Consider the following 16,414-nt stretch of genomic DNA (forward strand, 5'->3'; position numbering starts at 1 on the left):
CTCCATTGCAGCGCACTGCCCGCCATTTCACCACGCTGCGATTACCTGGCCTTGCCCTGGTTGGCAACGGCATCGGCCGCGCGCTTGGCCGCGTCCGGGTCGCCGAGATAGCGGTAGCTTTGCACCTGCAGGCTGTCGTCCAGTTCGAACAACAGCGGGATGCCGGTGGGGATATTGAGTTCCAGGATCTGCTCGCTGGAGACGTCATTGAGATACTTGTACAGCGCGCGCAACGAGTTGCCGTGCGCGGTCACCAGCACGGTCTGGCCGGCCTTCAACTGCGGCGCGATCGCGTCGTGCCAGTACGGCAGCACGCGCACCAGCGTGGTCGCCAGCGACTCGGTGCCCGGCAACGCATTGCGATCCAGCGTGGCATAGCGGCGGTCGTGACAGGGGTGGCCCGGGTCGTTGACGTCCATCGCCGGCGGCGGGATATCGTAGGAGCGACGCCAGATCTTGACCTGCTCCTCGCCGTGCTTGGCGGCAGTTTCGGCCTTGTCCAGACCTTGCAGCCCGCCGTAATGGCGCTCGTTGAGGCGCCAGCTCTTGGACACCGGCAGCCAGTCCTGGTCGAGTTCCGTCAATGCGCCCTGCAGCGTATGGATGGCGCGCTTGAGTACCGAGGTGTGAGCCACATCGAACTGCAGGCCCTCGTCCTTCATCAGCTTGCCGGCAGCGGCAGCCTCCTGGCGGCCCTGTTCGGTGAGGTCCACATCCACCCAGCCGGTGAAGCGGTTGTCCAGGTTCCATTGGCTCTGGCCATGGCGCAGCAGTACGAGTTTGCGGGTCACTACGGTTCTCCGATTGGGGGCCGATCAGCCGGCGATTGTAGCGGCAGCCAGCGCATCGCTGGCGTGCACGGCGCCGCCACGGGCCGCGCGCGATGCTGCGGCGATGAAGGCACCCTTGGATCCCGTGTTCGCCGGTTGGGACGGCAGTGTCACCCAGGCGCGACAGTTGAAGCAGCAACTGGCACGCCAGGTCGTGCTGCAGGATGCGGTGACCGCAACGCCGCAACTGCTGGCCGGCTTCGATGTCGGTTTCGAGGACGAGGGCCAGACCACGCGCGCGGCGGCCGTGCTGCTGGATGCACAGACCTTGTTGCCGCTGGAAATGCAGGTGGCACGCGTTGCGACCTCGATGCCCTACGTGCCCGGCCTGCTCAGCTTTCGCGAATTGCCGGCCTTGCTGCGGGCACTGGCGCTGCTGTCGCACACGCCGGACCTGGCGTTCGTGGACGGCCAGGGCATCGCGCATCCGCGCAAGCTCGGCATTGCCGCGCACTTCGGCGTGGTAACCGGGTTGCCCAGCATCGGCGTGGCCAAGCAGCGGCTGGCCGGCCAGTTCGCAGACCCCGGCCCGGAGCGCGGCGACCATAGTCCAGTCCTGCTGGGCGGCGCGCAGATCGGCTGGGCCTTGCGCAGCAAGCCGCGCTGCAATCCGTTGATCGTCTCGCCCGGTCACCGCGTGTCGCTGCAAGGCGCGCTCGCGTGGACCCTGCGCACCCTGCGCGCCTATCGCCTGCCGGAACCGACGCGTCTTGCAGACCGCCTGGCGTCTCGCCGCGGCGAGATTGCGCTGCCTGCACAGGCCAACCTGCTGTAGAAATACGCGACCTTGACAGCGAGAGCGTGCGGGCTTGAGCGACGCGGCACGAAAGGTCGTAGACGGACCATCACTGAAAACACCGGCACCCAGATCAGTTGATTACTCGTGAAACCGTGCGCGTCACAGCTGACTGCACGCACTGCGTTACCAGGTCTCGCAGTGAAAGTGCCGTACTGCACAAGCCATGCCGCGCCCGGTTGCGACAGGGCTTGAGCTTGCTCGCACAGGTGTGGTAGTGATGCAGACGTGAGCGGAGCGCGCGTCATGTGGACGGCAGCCTTGCAGCGGGGAGCTCGAGGCACTGCAGCGGCACGGATTGGCGTCGCCCCCGCATCGTCATCCAATGCCGGGGAACCTTCGATGAAGTCTGCATTCTGCCTTGTCGGCCTGAGTCTGCTGCTGGCCGCCGCCACCGTCCACGCCCAGACCGCGCCGGTCTGCCCGCCGCTGCCACCCGCCTCGGGACTGCAGTGGACCCAATTGGCCGGTGCCGATTATCTGGTCTGCAAGGCGGTCAACGCCGAGGGCCGCCAGGTGGTCGGCGTGATGCTGACCACCCGCGATCCGTCCATGGCGCTGGCGCGCGACCGCCGTGCTGAAAAGGGCCAGATCCAGCAGGAAGCGTTCTACTGGTACAAGCTCGACCTGGGCGGCCGCGAAGTGCCGGGCATGGAATCGCGCCGCGTCACCGTGGTCGAGCTGGGCAAGAAGCGTTACGCACAGCTATGGATCGACGGCGCCAGCAGCGAGGAACTCACCTCGATGCAAGCGTTGGTACAGGCCATGGACCTGCAACCGGCCAGCCTGGCGTTGCAGCGCTGATGAACTGAGCCTACGGCGCTGCCTCGCCTGGAGACAGCGCCGTGCGCATGCGCCACGATCCGGCTTCGCGAGGCCGACACCTCAGAATCGCCCTTCCTGGAAATCGACAAACGCCTGCATCAGTTCCTGCCTGGTGTTCATCACGAACGGGCCGTGCCGCATCACCGGCTCGTTGAGCGGGCGCCCGGCCACCAGGATCAGGCGCGCGCCCTCGGCGCCGCCGCGCAGCGTCAGCCGCTCGCCACCGCCCAGCACCGCTAGTTCCTGCGCCGGCAGCCTACGCGCGGCATCGCCCTGCCCCACCGCCACCGCGCCCTCGAAGGCATACGCAAAGGCGTTGTGGCCCTCGGGCAGCGAGTACTCCCATGCCGCGTGCGCGTCCAGGGCGATATCCAGATACACCGGGCTGGTCGCCGGCTGCACGATCGGCCCGACCACCTCGCCCACCACACCGGCAATCACCTTCACCGTCACCCCAGGCGCCGGCTGCGCCACCGGGATGCGGTCGGGCGCGTACTCCTGGTACTTCGGGTCGGTCATCTTCTCGCGCGCCGGCAGGTTCACCCACAGCTGGAACCCGCGCATGCGCCCGGATTCCTGCTCGGGCATTTCCGAGTGGATCAGGCCGCGGCCGGCGGTCATCCACTGCACGCTGCCCGGCGTCAGCAGACCTTCGTTGCCATGGTTGTCCTTGTGCCGCATGCGCCCGTCGAGCATGTAGGTCACCGTCTCGAAGCCGCGATGCGGGTGGCTGGGAAATCCGCCGATATAGTCTTCAGCCTGTTCGGTGCCGAACTCATCCAGCATCAGGAACGGGTCCAGCTCAGGCAATTGCGCGGTGCCGATCACGCGCGTCAGTTTGACGCCGGCGCCGTCGGAGGTGGGCATGCCGCCGATGGTGCGCAGCACATGCGCCGGGGTGGTCGTGGTGCTCATTGCGATATCCCTGTGCCGTGTGTGGGTGCCGTCATCATGGGTGCGCGTGGCGCCGTACCCAATCGCGACGGCTGCAACCGACCGTTCCAGTCGCCGGCCTCGCCGCAATGGCGCTAGCGCACTTTGCAGGCAAACACCCTACAACCAAAGTTTTACGCTGAAGCGAACCACCGCCATTGACCGCAGGCGGGCACGGGGAGACCCTTGGACGAATCGTTTCCGAGGGGCATGCATGAAAGGGTTCTCGAAGCTGGCCTGGAGCGCGCTCGCGCTGCTGGCCGCGTTCTGCCTGGGTACCGTGGCGCTGCGGCGTGGCGAGCACATCAACGCACTGTGGATCGTGACGGCGGCGGTCTCGATCTACTTGATCGCCTACCGGTTCTACAGCCTGTTCATCGCCGACAAGGTGATGCAGCTCGATCCCACCCGCGCCACCCCGGCGGTCGTCAACAACGACGGCCTTGACTACGTGCCCACCAACAAGCACGTGCTCTTCGGCCACCACTTCGCCGCCATCGCCGGCGCCGGCCCGCTGGTCGGCCCGGTGCTGGCCGCGCAGATGGGCTACCTGCCCGGCCTGCTGTGGCTGGTGGTGGGCGTGGTGTTCGCCGGTGCGGTACAGGACTTCGTGGTGCTGTTCCTGTCCAGCCGCCGCAACGGCCGCTCGCTGGGCGATCTGGTGCGCGAGGAAATGGGCCAGGTGCCCGGCACCATCGCCTTGTTCGGTGCGTTCCTCATCATGGTCATCATCCTGGCGGTGCTGGCGATGGTGGTGGTCAAGGCACTGGCCGAAAGCCCATGGGGCATGTTCACGGTGATCGCCACCATGCCCATCGCGCTGATGATGGGCGTGTACATGCGCTACATCCGCGTCGGCAAGATCGGCGAGATCTCGGTGGTGGGGCTGATCCTGCTGCTGGCCGCGATCTGGCTGGGCGGCAAGGTCGCTGCCGACCCGACCTGGGGCCCGGCCTTCACCTTCACCGCCAAGCAGATCACCTGGATGTTGATCGGCTACGGCTTCGTGGCCTCGGTGCTGCCGGTGTGGCTGTTGCTGGCGCCGCGCGATTACCTGTCCACCTTCCTCAAGATCGGCACCATCCTGGCGCTGGCGATCGGCATCCTGGTGGTGATGCCCGACCTGAAAATGCCGGCGCTGACCCAGTTCGCCTCCACCGGCGACGGCCCGGTGTGGAAGGGCGGGATCTTCCCGTTCCTGTTCATCACCATTGCCTGTGGCGCAGTCTCCGGTTTCCATGCGTTGATCGCCTCCGGCACCACGCCCAAGCTGCTCGCCAACGAAAGCCACATGCGCTACATCGGCTATGGCGGCATGCTGATGGAATCGTTCGTGGCGATCATGGCGCTGGTGGCCGCCTCGATCATCGAGCCGGGCATCTACTTCGCCATGAACAGCCCCGCCCCGCTGGTCGGTACCGACACGGTCGCGGTGGCGGCCAAGGTGTCCGAATGGGGCTTTGCAATCACCCCCGACGTGCTGGAAGCCACCGCCAGGGACATTGGCGAGCACAGCATCCTGGCGCGCGCTGGCGGTGCGCCCACCCTGGCGGTGGGCATCGCGCAGATCCTGCACCAGCTGTTGCCGGGCAAGGACACCATGGCGTTCTGGTACCACTTCGCCATCCTGTTCGAAGCCTTGTTCATCCTGACCGCCGTCGATGCCGGCACGCGCGCGGGCCGCTTCATGCTGCAGGACCTGCTGGGCAACTTCATCCCGGCGCTGAAGAAGACCGAGTCGTGGGTGGCCAACATCATTGCCACCGCCGGCTGCGTGGCGTTATGGGGCTACCTGCTGTACACCGGCGTGATCGATCCGTTCGGCGGCATCCAGACGCTGTGGCCGTTGTTCGGCATCTCCAACCAGATGCTGGCAGGGATCGCGCTGATGCTGGGCACGGTGGTGCTGTTCAAGATGAAGCGCGACCGCTATGCCTGGGTCACCATCGTGCCGGCGCTGTGGCTGTTGCTGTGCACGACGTATGCGGGGCTAATCAAGATCTTCGACAGCAACCCGGCGCAGGGCTTCCTGGCGCAGGCGCACAAGTTCCAGGCCGCCATCGCCAGCAATACCATCACCGCACCGGCCAAGACAGTGCCGCAGATGCAGCAGATCGTCACCAATGCCTACGTCAACACCGGGCTGACGGTGCTGTTTCTGTTCGTGGTGGGATCGATCCTGATCTATGCGATCAAGACGATCGTCATTGCGCGCCGCACTCCGCAACGCAGCGACCGTGAAACCGCGTACGTGGCCTTGCAGCCACACCAGATGGCAGATCTGTAATGGGCACCCAACTCGTTCTTGCCAGCCAATACCAGGCGCATCGCCGCATCTGGCGGCGCCTGATCCAGACCGCGCGGCTGTGCTGCGGCATTCCCGACTACGACAACTACGTGCGCCACATGCTGGAAAAACATCCCGACCGACCGGTGATGGATTACCCCACGTTTTTCCGCGAGCGCCAGGACGCGCGCTACGGCGGCAAGAGCGGCTTCCGCTGCTGTTGAGTCATCAGCGGCACGCTACAACGCAACAGGGCGCGATGCGCATCGCGCCCTGTTGCGTTGATGGCGGCATGATTCTTGCCCGGTCACCATCGCCGGACATACCGCAAGGTAGAGTGGCTGATAGACGGTTCTGCGGATAGATCAGTTGTAGAGCAGTGTGTCTGCGACTTCGCTGCAGGGCCCTTGCCCGCCCACCGTCACGGGACATGCCGCAAGTACGTCCGTGTAGGCTCCGCAGCGGCATCCATGCCGCCACGGGTCCCGCGACGGTGGGCGGGCGAGGACCAGTGGAGATGGTCGGTCTGCATGGATCTCAACCAGCGGCCAGCCAACTGTCTGGAGCGGTGTCTTTAGCTCTCCAACAAAACCATCAGCCGATTGTCTGGCGTGGTGTCCTCGCCGATTGCGGGACCGTTGGCGGCATGGATGCCGCCATCGAGCCTCCACGGACGGATTCACGGCGTGTCCCGCGAGCGGTGAGGGCACCGCGCCCTCGACGCCGCGCCTTCGCTGAAGGGCCCTTGCCCGCCCACCATCGCGGGACACGCTGCAAGTACGTCCATGTAAGCTCCGTGGCGGCATCCATGCCGCCAAGGGTCCCACGACGGTGAGCGGGCAAGGACCAGTCGAAATGGTCGGTCTGCATGGATCTCAACAGCGACTGGCAAGCAGGCGACGCGGTGTCTTGCTTTTCACCAAAACCTACCAACCAACGGTCTAGCGTGGCACCCTCGATTCGCCAGGCTTAGGCTGCATCCAGATGGAGCCACGACTCGGATCGCGGCTGCTTTGCAGACTCCGATAACGCAGCAGGTCAACTGCAGAGTGCAGCGCTGCGAGTTGCCTGCGGCCTACTCACCGAGCCTTTCATTTAACCAGCGCGCCTTTGCGCCAGCCGCGCGAACAACACAGGCAAATGACGCATTTCGTCGAACACCTCAAGCGCACCGAGGCGGCGCAGGGTGTCACCGTGGCCAGGCGGAATGTGGCTGGCACCGATAAACCCCAGTACCTGCATGCCTGCCGCCACGGCCGCCGTGGCACCGGTGGGGCTGTCTTCGATCACCAGGCAACGCTCGGGCGCCACGCCGGCGGTGCGTGCGGCCAGCAGGTACACATCCGGCGCCGGCTTGGGCCGTTCCACCATGTCGGCACTGAAGATGCGCCCAGCCGCACGCGCGGCCAGCCCGGCGCGCTCCACCGAGGCAATCACATTGTGGCGGCGGCTGTTGGAGGCCACCGCCAACGGCAGCGGAATCTGTTCCAGCGCCTCGCGCACGCCCGGGATGGGCTGCACTTGCGCGGCGATCAGGGACTCGCTGCGCGCCTGGATCTGCGCCAGCAAGGTGTCCGGCAACTGCAAGGCAAAGTGTTCTTCCACACGCCGCAGTACTTCCCGGGTGGTCTGCCCGAACGTCGTTTCGAGCAACTGTTCCAGCGGCTCGCTCGGCACGAAAGACACGAGCGCCTCGCGCATCACCCGGTCGGCCAATATCTCGCTGTCGACAAGAACACCATCGCAGTCGCTAATCAGTAGCTCGTAACCCATTGCACCCATCTGCTTGCAAAGCGCCATTATGCCGGCCGCCTTGTGACCGTTGGCTGTGGCGCGGCGCATGCGCGACGCTGAACGCATCGGACAACCCCAGGGCGGCTGCACAGCCCGGCAAGCAGGCCGGGCCGTGCACCGACGCTGCAGACCCAGGTTACGAAATCTTACCGCGCCCGATTGTTACGGCTGGTAGGATCGACCGCGCGGCGGCGGGACTTGCCGCAGCGTCACCAGGAATGCGATCAGGACAAGGAGATTTCGATGCAGACGCGATTCCCCACCCTGCTCGCTCTTGCGACCTCGTTTTTCGCGGTCTCATGCATCGCCTCACCCGGTGCCAAGGAGCAAACCACCATGTCAGCTACGCTGCAGGACCACACCGTCGCCTTCCGCGACCCAGGCCTGACTGAAATTGCCGGCGCCATCGCACACGGCGATGTTGCACGGATCAAGACACTCGCCCCCACCGTCGATCTTGCCGCACGCGGCGATCAGAACTTGACCCTGCTGGAGTGGGCCATCTGGAACGAACAGCCGCATGCACTGGATGCGCTGCTCGATGCGGGCGCAGACCCGTCGCTGCCCGGCATGGACCAGGAAACGGTCGTGCACATGGCCGCAATGGCGCAGGACCCGCAGTATCTGAAGATCCTGTTGCAGCACCAGGCACCGCTCGACATGGTCAGCGCGCGTGCCGGCTGGACACCGCTGTTCCGCGCCGTACAGAGCAAGCGCGATGCGCAGATCGAGCTGTTGCTGGCTGCCGGTGCCGATACCAGGCGGATCGATCACACGGGCAACAGCCTGCTGCATCTGGCCGCACAGAGCGGCGGCGCCAATCCGGCGGTGGTGCGGTTGCTGCAGGCCGGCGTGGACCCGGCGATGCGCAATGCGCAGCAGAAGACCTTCCAGGCGTATTTCTTCACCACGCCGGATCGCCTGCTCAATGCAGCCGGCCAACAGGTCAGGTCGGACGTGCGCGCATGGTTGAGCGCGCACAACATTCCCGTGGAAAGCAGCCGCTAAGCGCGCTTTCCGTACGACGAACGCAAGGAGCCGCGCATGAGCCCGCCAGACATATCGTCTTCCAATCCCATCTCCACCTCGTTCGCCGAATCGATGCGTGGACAACACCCGCAACCGCAGGACCGGCAATTTCCGGCCCTGCTGCAGGATCTCTACGCCACCGCGAACCAACGCCGCGAAGGTGCCCCCGAGACTTTCGCGCCGCTCGCCGATCGCTGGTCGCGCATGGACGATAGCGCGCTGCGCCAGGCCGGCATCGACCCTGCCCTGCTGCACGATGGCAAGAGCGGCTTCGATGCCGCGTTCTATCGCAACGACCAGGGCCAGGTGGTGCTGGGTTTCTGCGGCACCGACGAAGGCAAGGACTGGAAGCACAACATCGGCCAGGGCCTGGGATTCGACGACGCGCAATATGCCTCTGCCATCCAACTCGGCAGCCAGGCCAGGCAGGCGTTTGGCGACCAGGTGGTGATTTCCGGCCATTCCCTGGGCGGTGGCCTGGCCGCCGCGTCGGCCATGGTCAACGACATTCCCGCAGTGACCTACAACGCGGCCGGCGTCAGCGACCGCACGCTGGAACGCCAGGGCCTGGATGCGGCAGCGGCCAAGGACTATGCCGGCAGCACGTTGATCCGTGGCTATCACGTCAAGAACGAACTGCTGACCCACCTGCAGGAAGACAGCATTCCGCTCAAATGGGCAATGCCCGACGCCGCAGGCCACCAGATCGAATTACCCGACCCGGATCCGTTGTCGTTCGCGCAGCGCCTGGTGCCCGGCATGATGTTCAAGCATCGCCTGGACCTGCATGGTATGCACGCGGTCATCAAGGCGCAGGACCTGCAGTCGTCACAACCGCCCCAGGCCGCCGCGTTGCAGCCCGGCAGCCAGTTGTTCAACGATGCGGTGGTGCGGCTGGACGGACAGCGCGAGCGGCTGGGACTGCGCGACGACACCGCCTTTCTCAACACGGCCGCCAGCGTGGCCGCACACGCCGGCAGCGACGGCCTGCAGCGGATCGATCACCTGCTCCCCAATCGCCACGGCGACGGCCTGATCGCGGTGCAGGGCCGGATGGACGATCCAGCCCATCTGCGTAGCCAGGTACAGACCGCTTCGGCCGCCAATGCGCCTGCGCAAGGCAATGTGAGTCAACTGCAGCAGCACAACCAGCAGCAGTCACCCCAGCCCGCCCAACAGGAACAGCCGCAGCGTCCCATTCAGTATTGACACTAATCAGCATCGGCACTGGAGGGCGCGGCGCGTGACCGGCATAGCCGGACGACGCTCATGGCCGGAAGACAAAGCCGCGTCGCCGCAGCGTCGCTTCCGCCACAGCCCTCCGGCTGGCTTGCTACGGGCTGCAAGGTGGCGGCGAGTCGAACGCCTGCAATGGAAAAGAGCTGGACGGCAGCAAGCAATGCCTAAACGGCGCCAGCCATCGCACGCAGGGTAATCCCGACCAGATACGCCAGGTAGGTGCCGGTGGCGTAGCCCAGCGTGCCCAGCAGCACCCCAACCGGTGCCAGCGCCGGGTGGAAGGCAGCGGCAACCACCGGCGCGGAGGCCGGGCCGCCGATGTTGGATTGCGAGCCGATCGCGAAATAGAAGAACGGCACCCGCAACCAGCGGCCCAATCCCCACAGCAGGGCGATATGCACTGCGATCCAGATCAGCCCGAGCAGGAACAGCCAGGGCCGGTCCAGCAGCGCCAGCAAATCCATCTGCATGCCGATGCAGGCGATCAGGAAATACAGCAGCAACGAGCCGATCCGGGAGGCGCCGGCACCTTCCAGGCTGCGTGCGCGAGTGAAACTCAGCAGCAGCCCCAGGCTGGTCGCCAGCACTACCACCCAGACGAACGGCGCGTCCAGGCTGAACTGGCCGGCCCAGCTCAGGTGCGCCTTGCACCAGGCGGCCAGCGGGCTGGCCAGCGCATGCGCCAGGCCGACGCCGCCAAAGGCCACTGCCACGATCACCATCAGGTCGGTCAGGCTGGGAATCCGCGCATGCGCGGCCTGCAAGCGCGCCATGCGCTCCTGCAGCGCATCCAGCGCGCGCGTATCGGCGCCGCTGCGTGCATCGATCGCGCGGGCGCGCCCGGCCATGAAGATCAGCACCGCCATCCACACATAGCCAACCCCGACATCGACCACGGCGAACTGGCCAAAGGTGGTGGCGTCCACATTGAAGACCTCGCGCATCGCCAGCATGTTGGCGCCGCCGCCGATCCAGCTGCCGGCCAACGCCGCCATGCCTGCCCAGGTATCACCCGCCACGGTGGCCGGATGCAGCCAGCGCATGAGCTGGAACGCCACCATCGCGCCCAGCATGATGCTCAGCGACGCGCCCAGATACACTTGGGTCCCAGTCCGAGGATCGCACGCAGGTCGATGCTCAATGTGAGCAGGATCAGTGCCGCAGGCAACAACACATCGCGGGCGATCGGGTTGTAGAGCCGCGTATTGCCGCCGTCGATCAGGCCGATGGTGTTGTAGATCCCCGGCAACAGATAGCACAGCAGCAGGGCAGGCACCACGGCATACACGCGCCGCCACAGTCCCTGCTCGCGTGATGCGGTCCAGAACACCGCACCCAGGGTGGCGGCGATCAGGCCAAAGACGACGATGTCGTTCTGGATCAGGGCAGGAGCGGACGCGGTCACGATAAAGCAGATTCCAGGCAGGGGCCGCCGACGCGGATCGGTCCGACGGCGGCCGATGTCCCGAATCTAGCCGAGCCGACCGCCCGCGCAAAGCGCTGCCGCACGACCCATCGCCCGCCTATCGATACCTGTCCAGCCGACGACCGCTCGCGACGCGCTGCGCGCTGCTACCGGGCCGCGTCAGCCATAGCGCCGAACCACACGCTCGCCCTCGGCGGTATTGAGCACCACGCCGCTGGGCTGGCCGGTCGTCATGCAGTGCAGCTTGGCCGTCAACTCGGCATATTCCAGCGCCCCCTGCTCTCGCAGGTAGCGCAGCGGCGACCACTGGGGACGCGTCACCCACCAACCGCCTTGTTCGGGATGAATACGTACGACGTAACGCGACTCTTCCATCAGGCCTCCAGCCACTAGGTACAGCGCTCGTAACTTAACGGTGCAAGGCCGCGCCAGCGCGCGGTGCACCCGGGATTGAACGATCCGTGTCACCCCCTATTGCCGACATGCCCTTACTTAAGGGGCCGCGGGAGAGTAGCCAGTGGCCCCGCGTTCGGCAGTGTCAGGATGCACGGGAAACGCGCATGACGCCGTCAGGTGGACACTGGCGCTCAGGTAGGAAAATTCCTACGTAACACGAATCACGTTCAACAGTAGATTCCTATACACAGGGTGAACACAACGTCGCAGCGACCGGGACCATCCGCCATTGCGTGGTAGGCGCCTGACGCTGCAATCGATGCACGATTCGCACCTCGGGGAGGGTTTCCATGTTGCTACTCCGAAAGTTCCAGTTTCCGGTCAAGACCGCCATGGTGGTCGGCTATGTCCTGCTCATCAGGGAAGCACTGGCGGTGTGGTCCTGAGGGGCCACGTGCTGCGTGGCTCAAACTTGCCGTGCCTCGTAAGCCAATACCCGACAGAATGTCTCAGTCGCGATCCAGCCATCCGCGCTGCTGCGCCGCCGCCAGGTCGGCGGGCGTGTCCACATCCAGCGCCAGCGCGGGCGCACTGAGGCAGCCGAGCGTGCTGGGATCCAGGCTGGCGAACAGCCCGCGCAGGCCGCTGTCGCCATGCAGGGGAGCATCGGCCCAGACCGTGTGTGCGACCACTGCGGGAATGCCGCGCACGCCTGCGTAGCCGCTAGTGGCGCAGCCCGATGCGGCGCGATCGGCTTGGGCCAGCAATGCGTGCAGGTGCTGCGCGTCCAGCGCCGGCTGGTCGCAGCCAACGACCAGGCTGCGATGCAGCCTGTGATCGGTTTGCACATGGCTGCGGAGAACGGCCAGGCTGGAACCCATGCCGCCGCTCCACGCGGCATGCGGCAACAGCTCCACCGGCAGCCCCTGCAGGACGCCACCCAAACGCTGTGCATCGCACCCCAGCACCACCACGCAACGCAGCGGCGCGGTCTGTAGTGCGATGCGTACCACGCGGCGCAGCATGGGTTCGCCATGGCGCAACAACAACTGCTTGGAGCGTCCCAGCCGTGTGCTCGCACCGGCGGCCAGTATCAGCGCTGCGTGCTCGCGGCTCATGCATCCGTATCCGCGGCGGCGCGGCACAGACAACCCCGCCCGCGCGTGCATTGCCGCATGCCGACGGCGCGCGCCAGAGGCGACACGCATATCCACGCCACGCACTTCGGCACGCAGGCTCGCATCGGGTCGATGGCGTGCGGGCGCGGTGACGGCGGTATGCGCAGCGCCGTATCGACGGTGGGCTGCTGCATCGAGGCGGACAGGAAACAGGCGCATGGCGACATCAACCTGCAGTGGAAGCTGCTCCAGCGTAGAGACAACGTTGTGCGCGGTGGGTGACTGTTTGCCACGAACGGCGGCACGCGCTGTTTGCATCGAAGCAGCAACCGGATGCAGTCGATGCCGCGTCCGGTGTGCTCGGCACGCCCCGGTTCGCGGACACAGCAAGAGTGCACGGCTGCCGCAGCGCGGTGATGCGCAACGAGGCGGAGTTCAATGGTGCGGGTGCGACATGCCCTGTATCAGTCCTGCGTCTGTCGCCGGCGCTTGCGGCGGTGCCGAGACCACTGCCTGGGGCTGCGGCCGCTGCCGACTCAATCGCCCGTGGCCGCCTGCCGGTCGGCCACGGCCTGGGTGGCTTCGGCAATGATTCCCAGTGCGATGGTGTGCGGCGAAGAGCGCCCCATGCGCCAACCGGCGGGCAGACGCAGACGTGCCAGCGCGCACTGATCGTAGCCGAGCGCACCCAGTGCATGTAGCCTCGCCTGGCGCTTGCTGCGGCTCCCCAGGATGCCGATACACGCGGCAGCAGAGTCCAGGCCGCGCTGGGCTACCTGCAGATCGATCTGCGCGTCGTGCGCCAGGCTATACAGGGCGGTGTGCGCGTCCAGTTGGACATCGCGCAATGCATCGCCCAGGCCACGCCTGTCGTAATGCTCCGCGCTCAGCCCGGGGGGTGGTTCGACAGGACCATGCGGGCGCAGGACGCGCACCTCGATGCCCATCTGCCGCGCCAGGGCCACCAGTACCAGCAGCGCAGGGTCCGCTCCCACCAGCACCAATCGCAGTGGCGGACGCTGCACGCATGCGAATTCACCAGGGTGGATATCGCGCACCGTGGCCGGGTAGCGCACGGTGCCGGTGGCGCGATCGAGCGCGACGTGGAACGCACGGCGGTGCTGGCGCGCGTTGCGCCACCGTGCCAGATGTTCGCCCAGGTCCGGGACGGGCCAGACCAGGATGCCGATACGCCCGCCGCAGCTGAGCTGGATATCCAGCACGGGGCTTCCCTGGCCGTAGTCCAGCCAACGCGGTTGGCCATCGCGCAGTGCGGCCTGCGCCTCATGCGCCACCGCCGCTTCCACGCACCGCCCGAGACATAGCCCACCACCTCGCCATGGGAATTGATCGCCATCTCGCTGCCCACCGGTCGTGGCGAAGAACCCTGCACATCGACCAGTGTCGCCATCGCCACGCGCTGCCCGGCACGGTGCCAGGCAGTCAGGATGGGCAATAGGTCCTCGTGAACTGCATAGCCAGGCCATGCCGGCCATGCGGGTGTGGCGTGTGCGGCAGGGGCAACCATCGCGCTCACGCGCGCACGGTTCCGGGCAACTGCGGCAGCAGCTTGTCGAGCGTGATTGGATAGTTGCGCACGCGCACGCCGGTGGCGTTGTACACCGCATTGGCGATCGCCGCCGCGACCCCGCAGATTCCCAGTTCGCCCACGCCTTTGGCCTTCATCGGCGACGACAGCGGATCGCTTTCCTCCAGGAACACCACCTCCTGGTGCGGGATGTCGGCATGTACCGGCACTTCGTAGCCGGCCAGGTCGTGGTTGACGAAGAAGCCCAGGCGCGTATCCACGGCCAGTTCCTCCATCAACGCCGCACCCGCTCCCATGGTCATGCCGCCGATCACCTGGCTACGCGCGGTCTTGGGATTGAGGATGCGCCCGGCGGCGCATACCGCCAGCATGCGGCGGATGCGCACCTCCGCAGTGGCCATGTCTACGCCCACCTCCACGAAGTGCGCGCCGAAGGTGGACAGCTGATGGGTCTTGTCGAGATCGCCGAATTCGATCGTGTCTTCGACCACTATTGCGCCGCGGGCCGCCGCATCGCCCAACGCGACGCGCTTGCCGCCGGAGTGGACATGCCCATCGAGGAATTCGGCGCCGGCAGGGTCCAGCCCCAGCTTCGCCACGATGGCCTCGCGCAGCTTGACCGCTGCGGCATACACGCCTGCAGTGGCGCTATTGGCACCCCATTGACCGCCCGAACCAGCCGACGCCGGAAAGGCGGAATCGCCCAGCCGCACGTCCACCCAATCCAACGGCACGCCCAGCATTTCGGCGGCAGTCTGCGCAATGATGGTGTACGAACCGGTGCCGATATCGGTCATGTCGGTCTCCACTACAACCCGGCCACCTTGCTCCAGGCGCATGCGCGCACCGGAACTCATCACCGGCGCATTGCGAAAGGCAGCCGCCACGCCCATGCCTACCCACCAGCGCCCATCGCGCGTGCTGGCGGGCGTGGGCTGGCGCCGGGACCACCCGAAACGCCTGGCCCCGTCTTCCAGGCAGGTAACCAACTGACGTTGCGAGAAACGGCGTTGCGGGTTCTCCGGATCGACCTGGGTGTCGTTGACGATGCGCAATGCCACCGGGTCCATCTGCAGTTTCTCGGCCATTTCGTCCATCGCCACTTCCAGCGCCATCAGGCCGGGCGCTTCGCCAGGCGCGCGCATGGCGTTGCCTTCGGGCAGGTCCAGCACCGCAAGGCGGGTGGCGATCAGGCGGTTGGCACCGGCATACAGCAACTGGGTTTGCGCTGCGGCGATTTCCGGCGCGCCGCCGGGCAGGTCGCCGGACCAGGTTTCGTGCGCGATCGCAGTGATCCTGCCATCGCGCTCTGCACCGATGCGAATGCGCTGCAAGGTGGCCGGGCGGTGCGTGGCATTGTTGGCGATCAACGGACGCGGCAGCATCACCTTGACCGGGCGTGCGACCTGGCGCGCGGCCAGCGCGGCCAGCACCGCGTCGGCGCGCAGGAACAGCTTGCCGCCAAATCCGCCACCCACATACGGCGACATGATGCGTACGTTCTCGCGCGCGATGCCCAGCGTGGTGGCCAGGTCGCGCGCACCCCAGTGGATCATCTGATTGGACGTCCACACACTCAGCCTGTCGCCCTCCCACATCGCGGTCGATGCGTGCGGCTCCATCATCGCGTGCGAATGGTCGGGCGTGGTGTATTCGGCGTCCAGTCGCACCGGCGCGGTGGCAAATGCAGCGGCGAAATCGCCAACTGCGCTATTAGGCGCCCCGCCCTCCTTGGTGACCTTTGCACTGCCACGCGCCTTTTCCAGGTCATACGCGCCGACATGGCGATCGTAATCCACCTTGATTAACTGCCCGGCCGCGCGTGCCTGTTCGAAGGTTTCTGCGACCACCACCGCGATGGCCTGGTGGTAATGCTCGATCTGTGGCCCGCCCAGCAGCGTGGCGGTATTGAGCTTGCCCTTGTGCAACTTGCCGGCGCTGCGTGCGGTAACCACGCCCAGCACGCCGGGCGCATTGCGCGCCGCGCTCACATCCATGCTGCGGATGCTGCCCTTGGCGATACCTGCACCGACGACATGGCCGTAGGCCGCACGGCACGGCAGATCGTGATGCTCATAGGCGTAGCGGGCCTGGCCCGTGGTCTTGAGCGGGCCGTCGATGCGATCGACGGGCTTGCCCACGACCTTGCGCCGGTCGATGGGATTGGTGCCCGCAGGCGTGTCGAATTTCAT

At 66.2% G+C, this 16,414-nt stretch carries 13 protein-coding genes and 2 pseudogenes; 7 read left to right on the forward strand and 8 right to left on the reverse strand.

What is annotated here, in order from left to right; all coding sequences use genetic code 11:
* Window positions 1-41 precede the first annotated feature (41 nt).
* Window positions 42-791 carry a 2,3-diphosphoglycerate-dependent phosphoglycerate mutase gene (gene gpmA, locus ACCQ13_RS12730; protein WP_104604474.1) on the reverse strand — a complete coding sequence of 250 codons (750 nt, stop codon included), beginning with the start codon at window positions 789-791 and terminating at the stop codon, window positions 42-44.
* 103 nt (window positions 792-894) lie between these two features.
* Between gpmA and nfi the strand changes: the two genes are divergently transcribed.
* Together nfi and ACCQ13_RS12740 are read left to right on the forward strand one after the other, a co-directional pair.
* Window positions 895-1,605, forward strand: a complete 711-nt coding sequence (gene nfi, locus ACCQ13_RS12735) for a deoxyribonuclease V (protein ID WP_104604502.1) — start codon at window positions 895-897, stop codon at window positions 1,603-1,605.
* Between the two features lie 363 nt (window positions 1,606-1,968).
* Window positions 1,969-2,430 carry a hypothetical protein gene (locus ACCQ13_RS12740; protein WP_159407294.1) on the forward strand — a complete coding sequence of 154 codons (462 nt, stop codon included), beginning with the start codon at window positions 1,969-1,971 and terminating at the stop codon, window positions 2,428-2,430.
* An 81-nt stretch (window positions 2,431-2,511) separates the two neighbouring features.
* Here ACCQ13_RS12740 and ACCQ13_RS12745 read toward each other — a convergent pair whose 3' ends face one another.
* The gene (locus tag ACCQ13_RS12745; protein WP_167526911.1) at window positions 2,512-3,366 is read right to left on the reverse strand and encodes a pirin family protein; all 855 of its coding nucleotides are present in this window, start codon (window positions 3,364-3,366) and stop codon (window positions 2,512-2,514) included.
* A gap of 232 nt (window positions 3,367-3,598) precedes the next feature.
* On the opposite strand from ACCQ13_RS12745, the gene ACCQ13_RS12750 reads away from it, so the two are divergent.
* Window positions 3,599-5,671: a carbon starvation CstA family protein gene (locus tag ACCQ13_RS12750; protein ID WP_104604470.1), complete on the forward strand. Its 2,073-nt coding sequence runs from the start codon at window positions 3,599-3,601 to the stop codon at window positions 5,669-5,671.
* Window positions 5,671-5,895: a YbdD/YjiX family protein gene (locus tag ACCQ13_RS12755; protein WP_104604468.1), complete on the forward strand. Its 225-nt coding sequence runs from the start codon at window positions 5,671-5,673 to the stop codon at window positions 5,893-5,895. The genes ACCQ13_RS12750 and ACCQ13_RS12755 overlap by 1 nt, the downstream gene beginning before the upstream one ends.
* A gap of 871 nt (window positions 5,896-6,766) precedes the next feature.
* On the opposite strand, the gene ACCQ13_RS12760 is transcribed toward ACCQ13_RS12755, so the two are convergent.
* The gene (locus ACCQ13_RS12760; protein WP_167527010.1) at window positions 6,767-7,471 is read right to left on the reverse strand and encodes an HAD-IA family hydrolase; all 705 of its coding nucleotides are present in this window, start codon (window positions 7,469-7,471) and stop codon (window positions 6,767-6,769) included.
* 192 nt (window positions 7,472-7,663) lie between these two features.
* On the opposite strand from ACCQ13_RS12760, the gene ACCQ13_RS12765 reads away from it, so the two are divergent.
* Complete coding sequence (locus tag ACCQ13_RS12765) at window positions 7,664-8,473, forward strand: ankyrin repeat domain-containing protein (protein WP_208800370.1); 810 nt, start codon at window positions 7,664-7,666, stop codon at window positions 8,471-8,473.
* Between the two features lie 36 nt (window positions 8,474-8,509).
* Window positions 8,510-9,703 (forward strand): Tle-like phospholipase domain-containing protein, encoded by a 1,194-nt coding sequence (locus ACCQ13_RS12770; RefSeq protein WP_159407297.1) that lies wholly within the window; start codon window positions 8,510-8,512, stop codon window positions 9,701-9,703.
* A gap of 194 nt (window positions 9,704-9,897) precedes the next feature.
* Here the strand turns inward: ACCQ13_RS12770 and ACCQ13_RS12775 are convergent.
* The 3 genes and pseudogenes from ACCQ13_RS12775 to ACCQ13_RS12785 form a co-directional block, all read right to left on the reverse strand.
* A pseudogene (locus ACCQ13_RS12775) lies at window positions 9,898-11,138 on the reverse strand (DUF819 family protein).
* 180 nt (window positions 11,139-11,318) lie between these two features.
* On the reverse strand, window positions 11,319-11,534 hold the full coding sequence (locus ACCQ13_RS12780; protein WP_104604461.1) for a hypothetical protein: 216 nt from the start codon (window positions 11,532-11,534) through the stop codon (window positions 11,319-11,321).
* 530 nt (window positions 11,535-12,064) lie between these two features.
* On the reverse strand, window positions 12,065-12,673 hold the full coding sequence (locus tag ACCQ13_RS12785) for a nucleotidyltransferase family protein (RefSeq protein ID WP_159407299.1): 609 nt from the start codon (window positions 12,671-12,673) through the stop codon (window positions 12,065-12,067).
* Window positions 12,674-12,730: 57 nt separating this feature from the next.
* Here ACCQ13_RS12785 and ACCQ13_RS12790 point away from each other — a divergent pair, with 57 nt between their 5' ends.
* A complete protein-coding gene (locus ACCQ13_RS12790; RefSeq protein WP_104604457.1) occupies window positions 12,731-12,955 on the forward strand; it encodes a hypothetical protein in 225 nt (74 codons plus the stop codon).
* Between the two features lie 254 nt (window positions 12,956-13,209).
* Here the strand turns inward: ACCQ13_RS12790 and ACCQ13_RS12795 are convergent.
* Both ACCQ13_RS12795 and paoC read right to left on the reverse strand, forming a co-directional pair.
* A pseudogene (locus tag ACCQ13_RS12795) lies at window positions 13,210-14,210 on the reverse strand (XdhC family protein).
* Window positions 14,207-16,414 (reverse strand): aldehyde oxidoreductase molybdenum-binding subunit PaoC, encoded by a 2,208-nt coding sequence (paoC, locus tag ACCQ13_RS12800; protein WP_159407300.1) that lies wholly within the window; start codon window positions 16,412-16,414, stop codon window positions 14,207-14,209. Before paoC ends, ACCQ13_RS12795 begins: the two are co-directional and overlap by 4 nt.

Origin of the sequence: Xanthomonas sp. NCPPB 1638 (assembly GCF_041475635.2) — a bacterium.
GTDB lineage: Bacteria > Pseudomonadota > Gammaproteobacteria > Xanthomonadales > Xanthomonadaceae > Xanthomonas > Xanthomonas cucurbitae.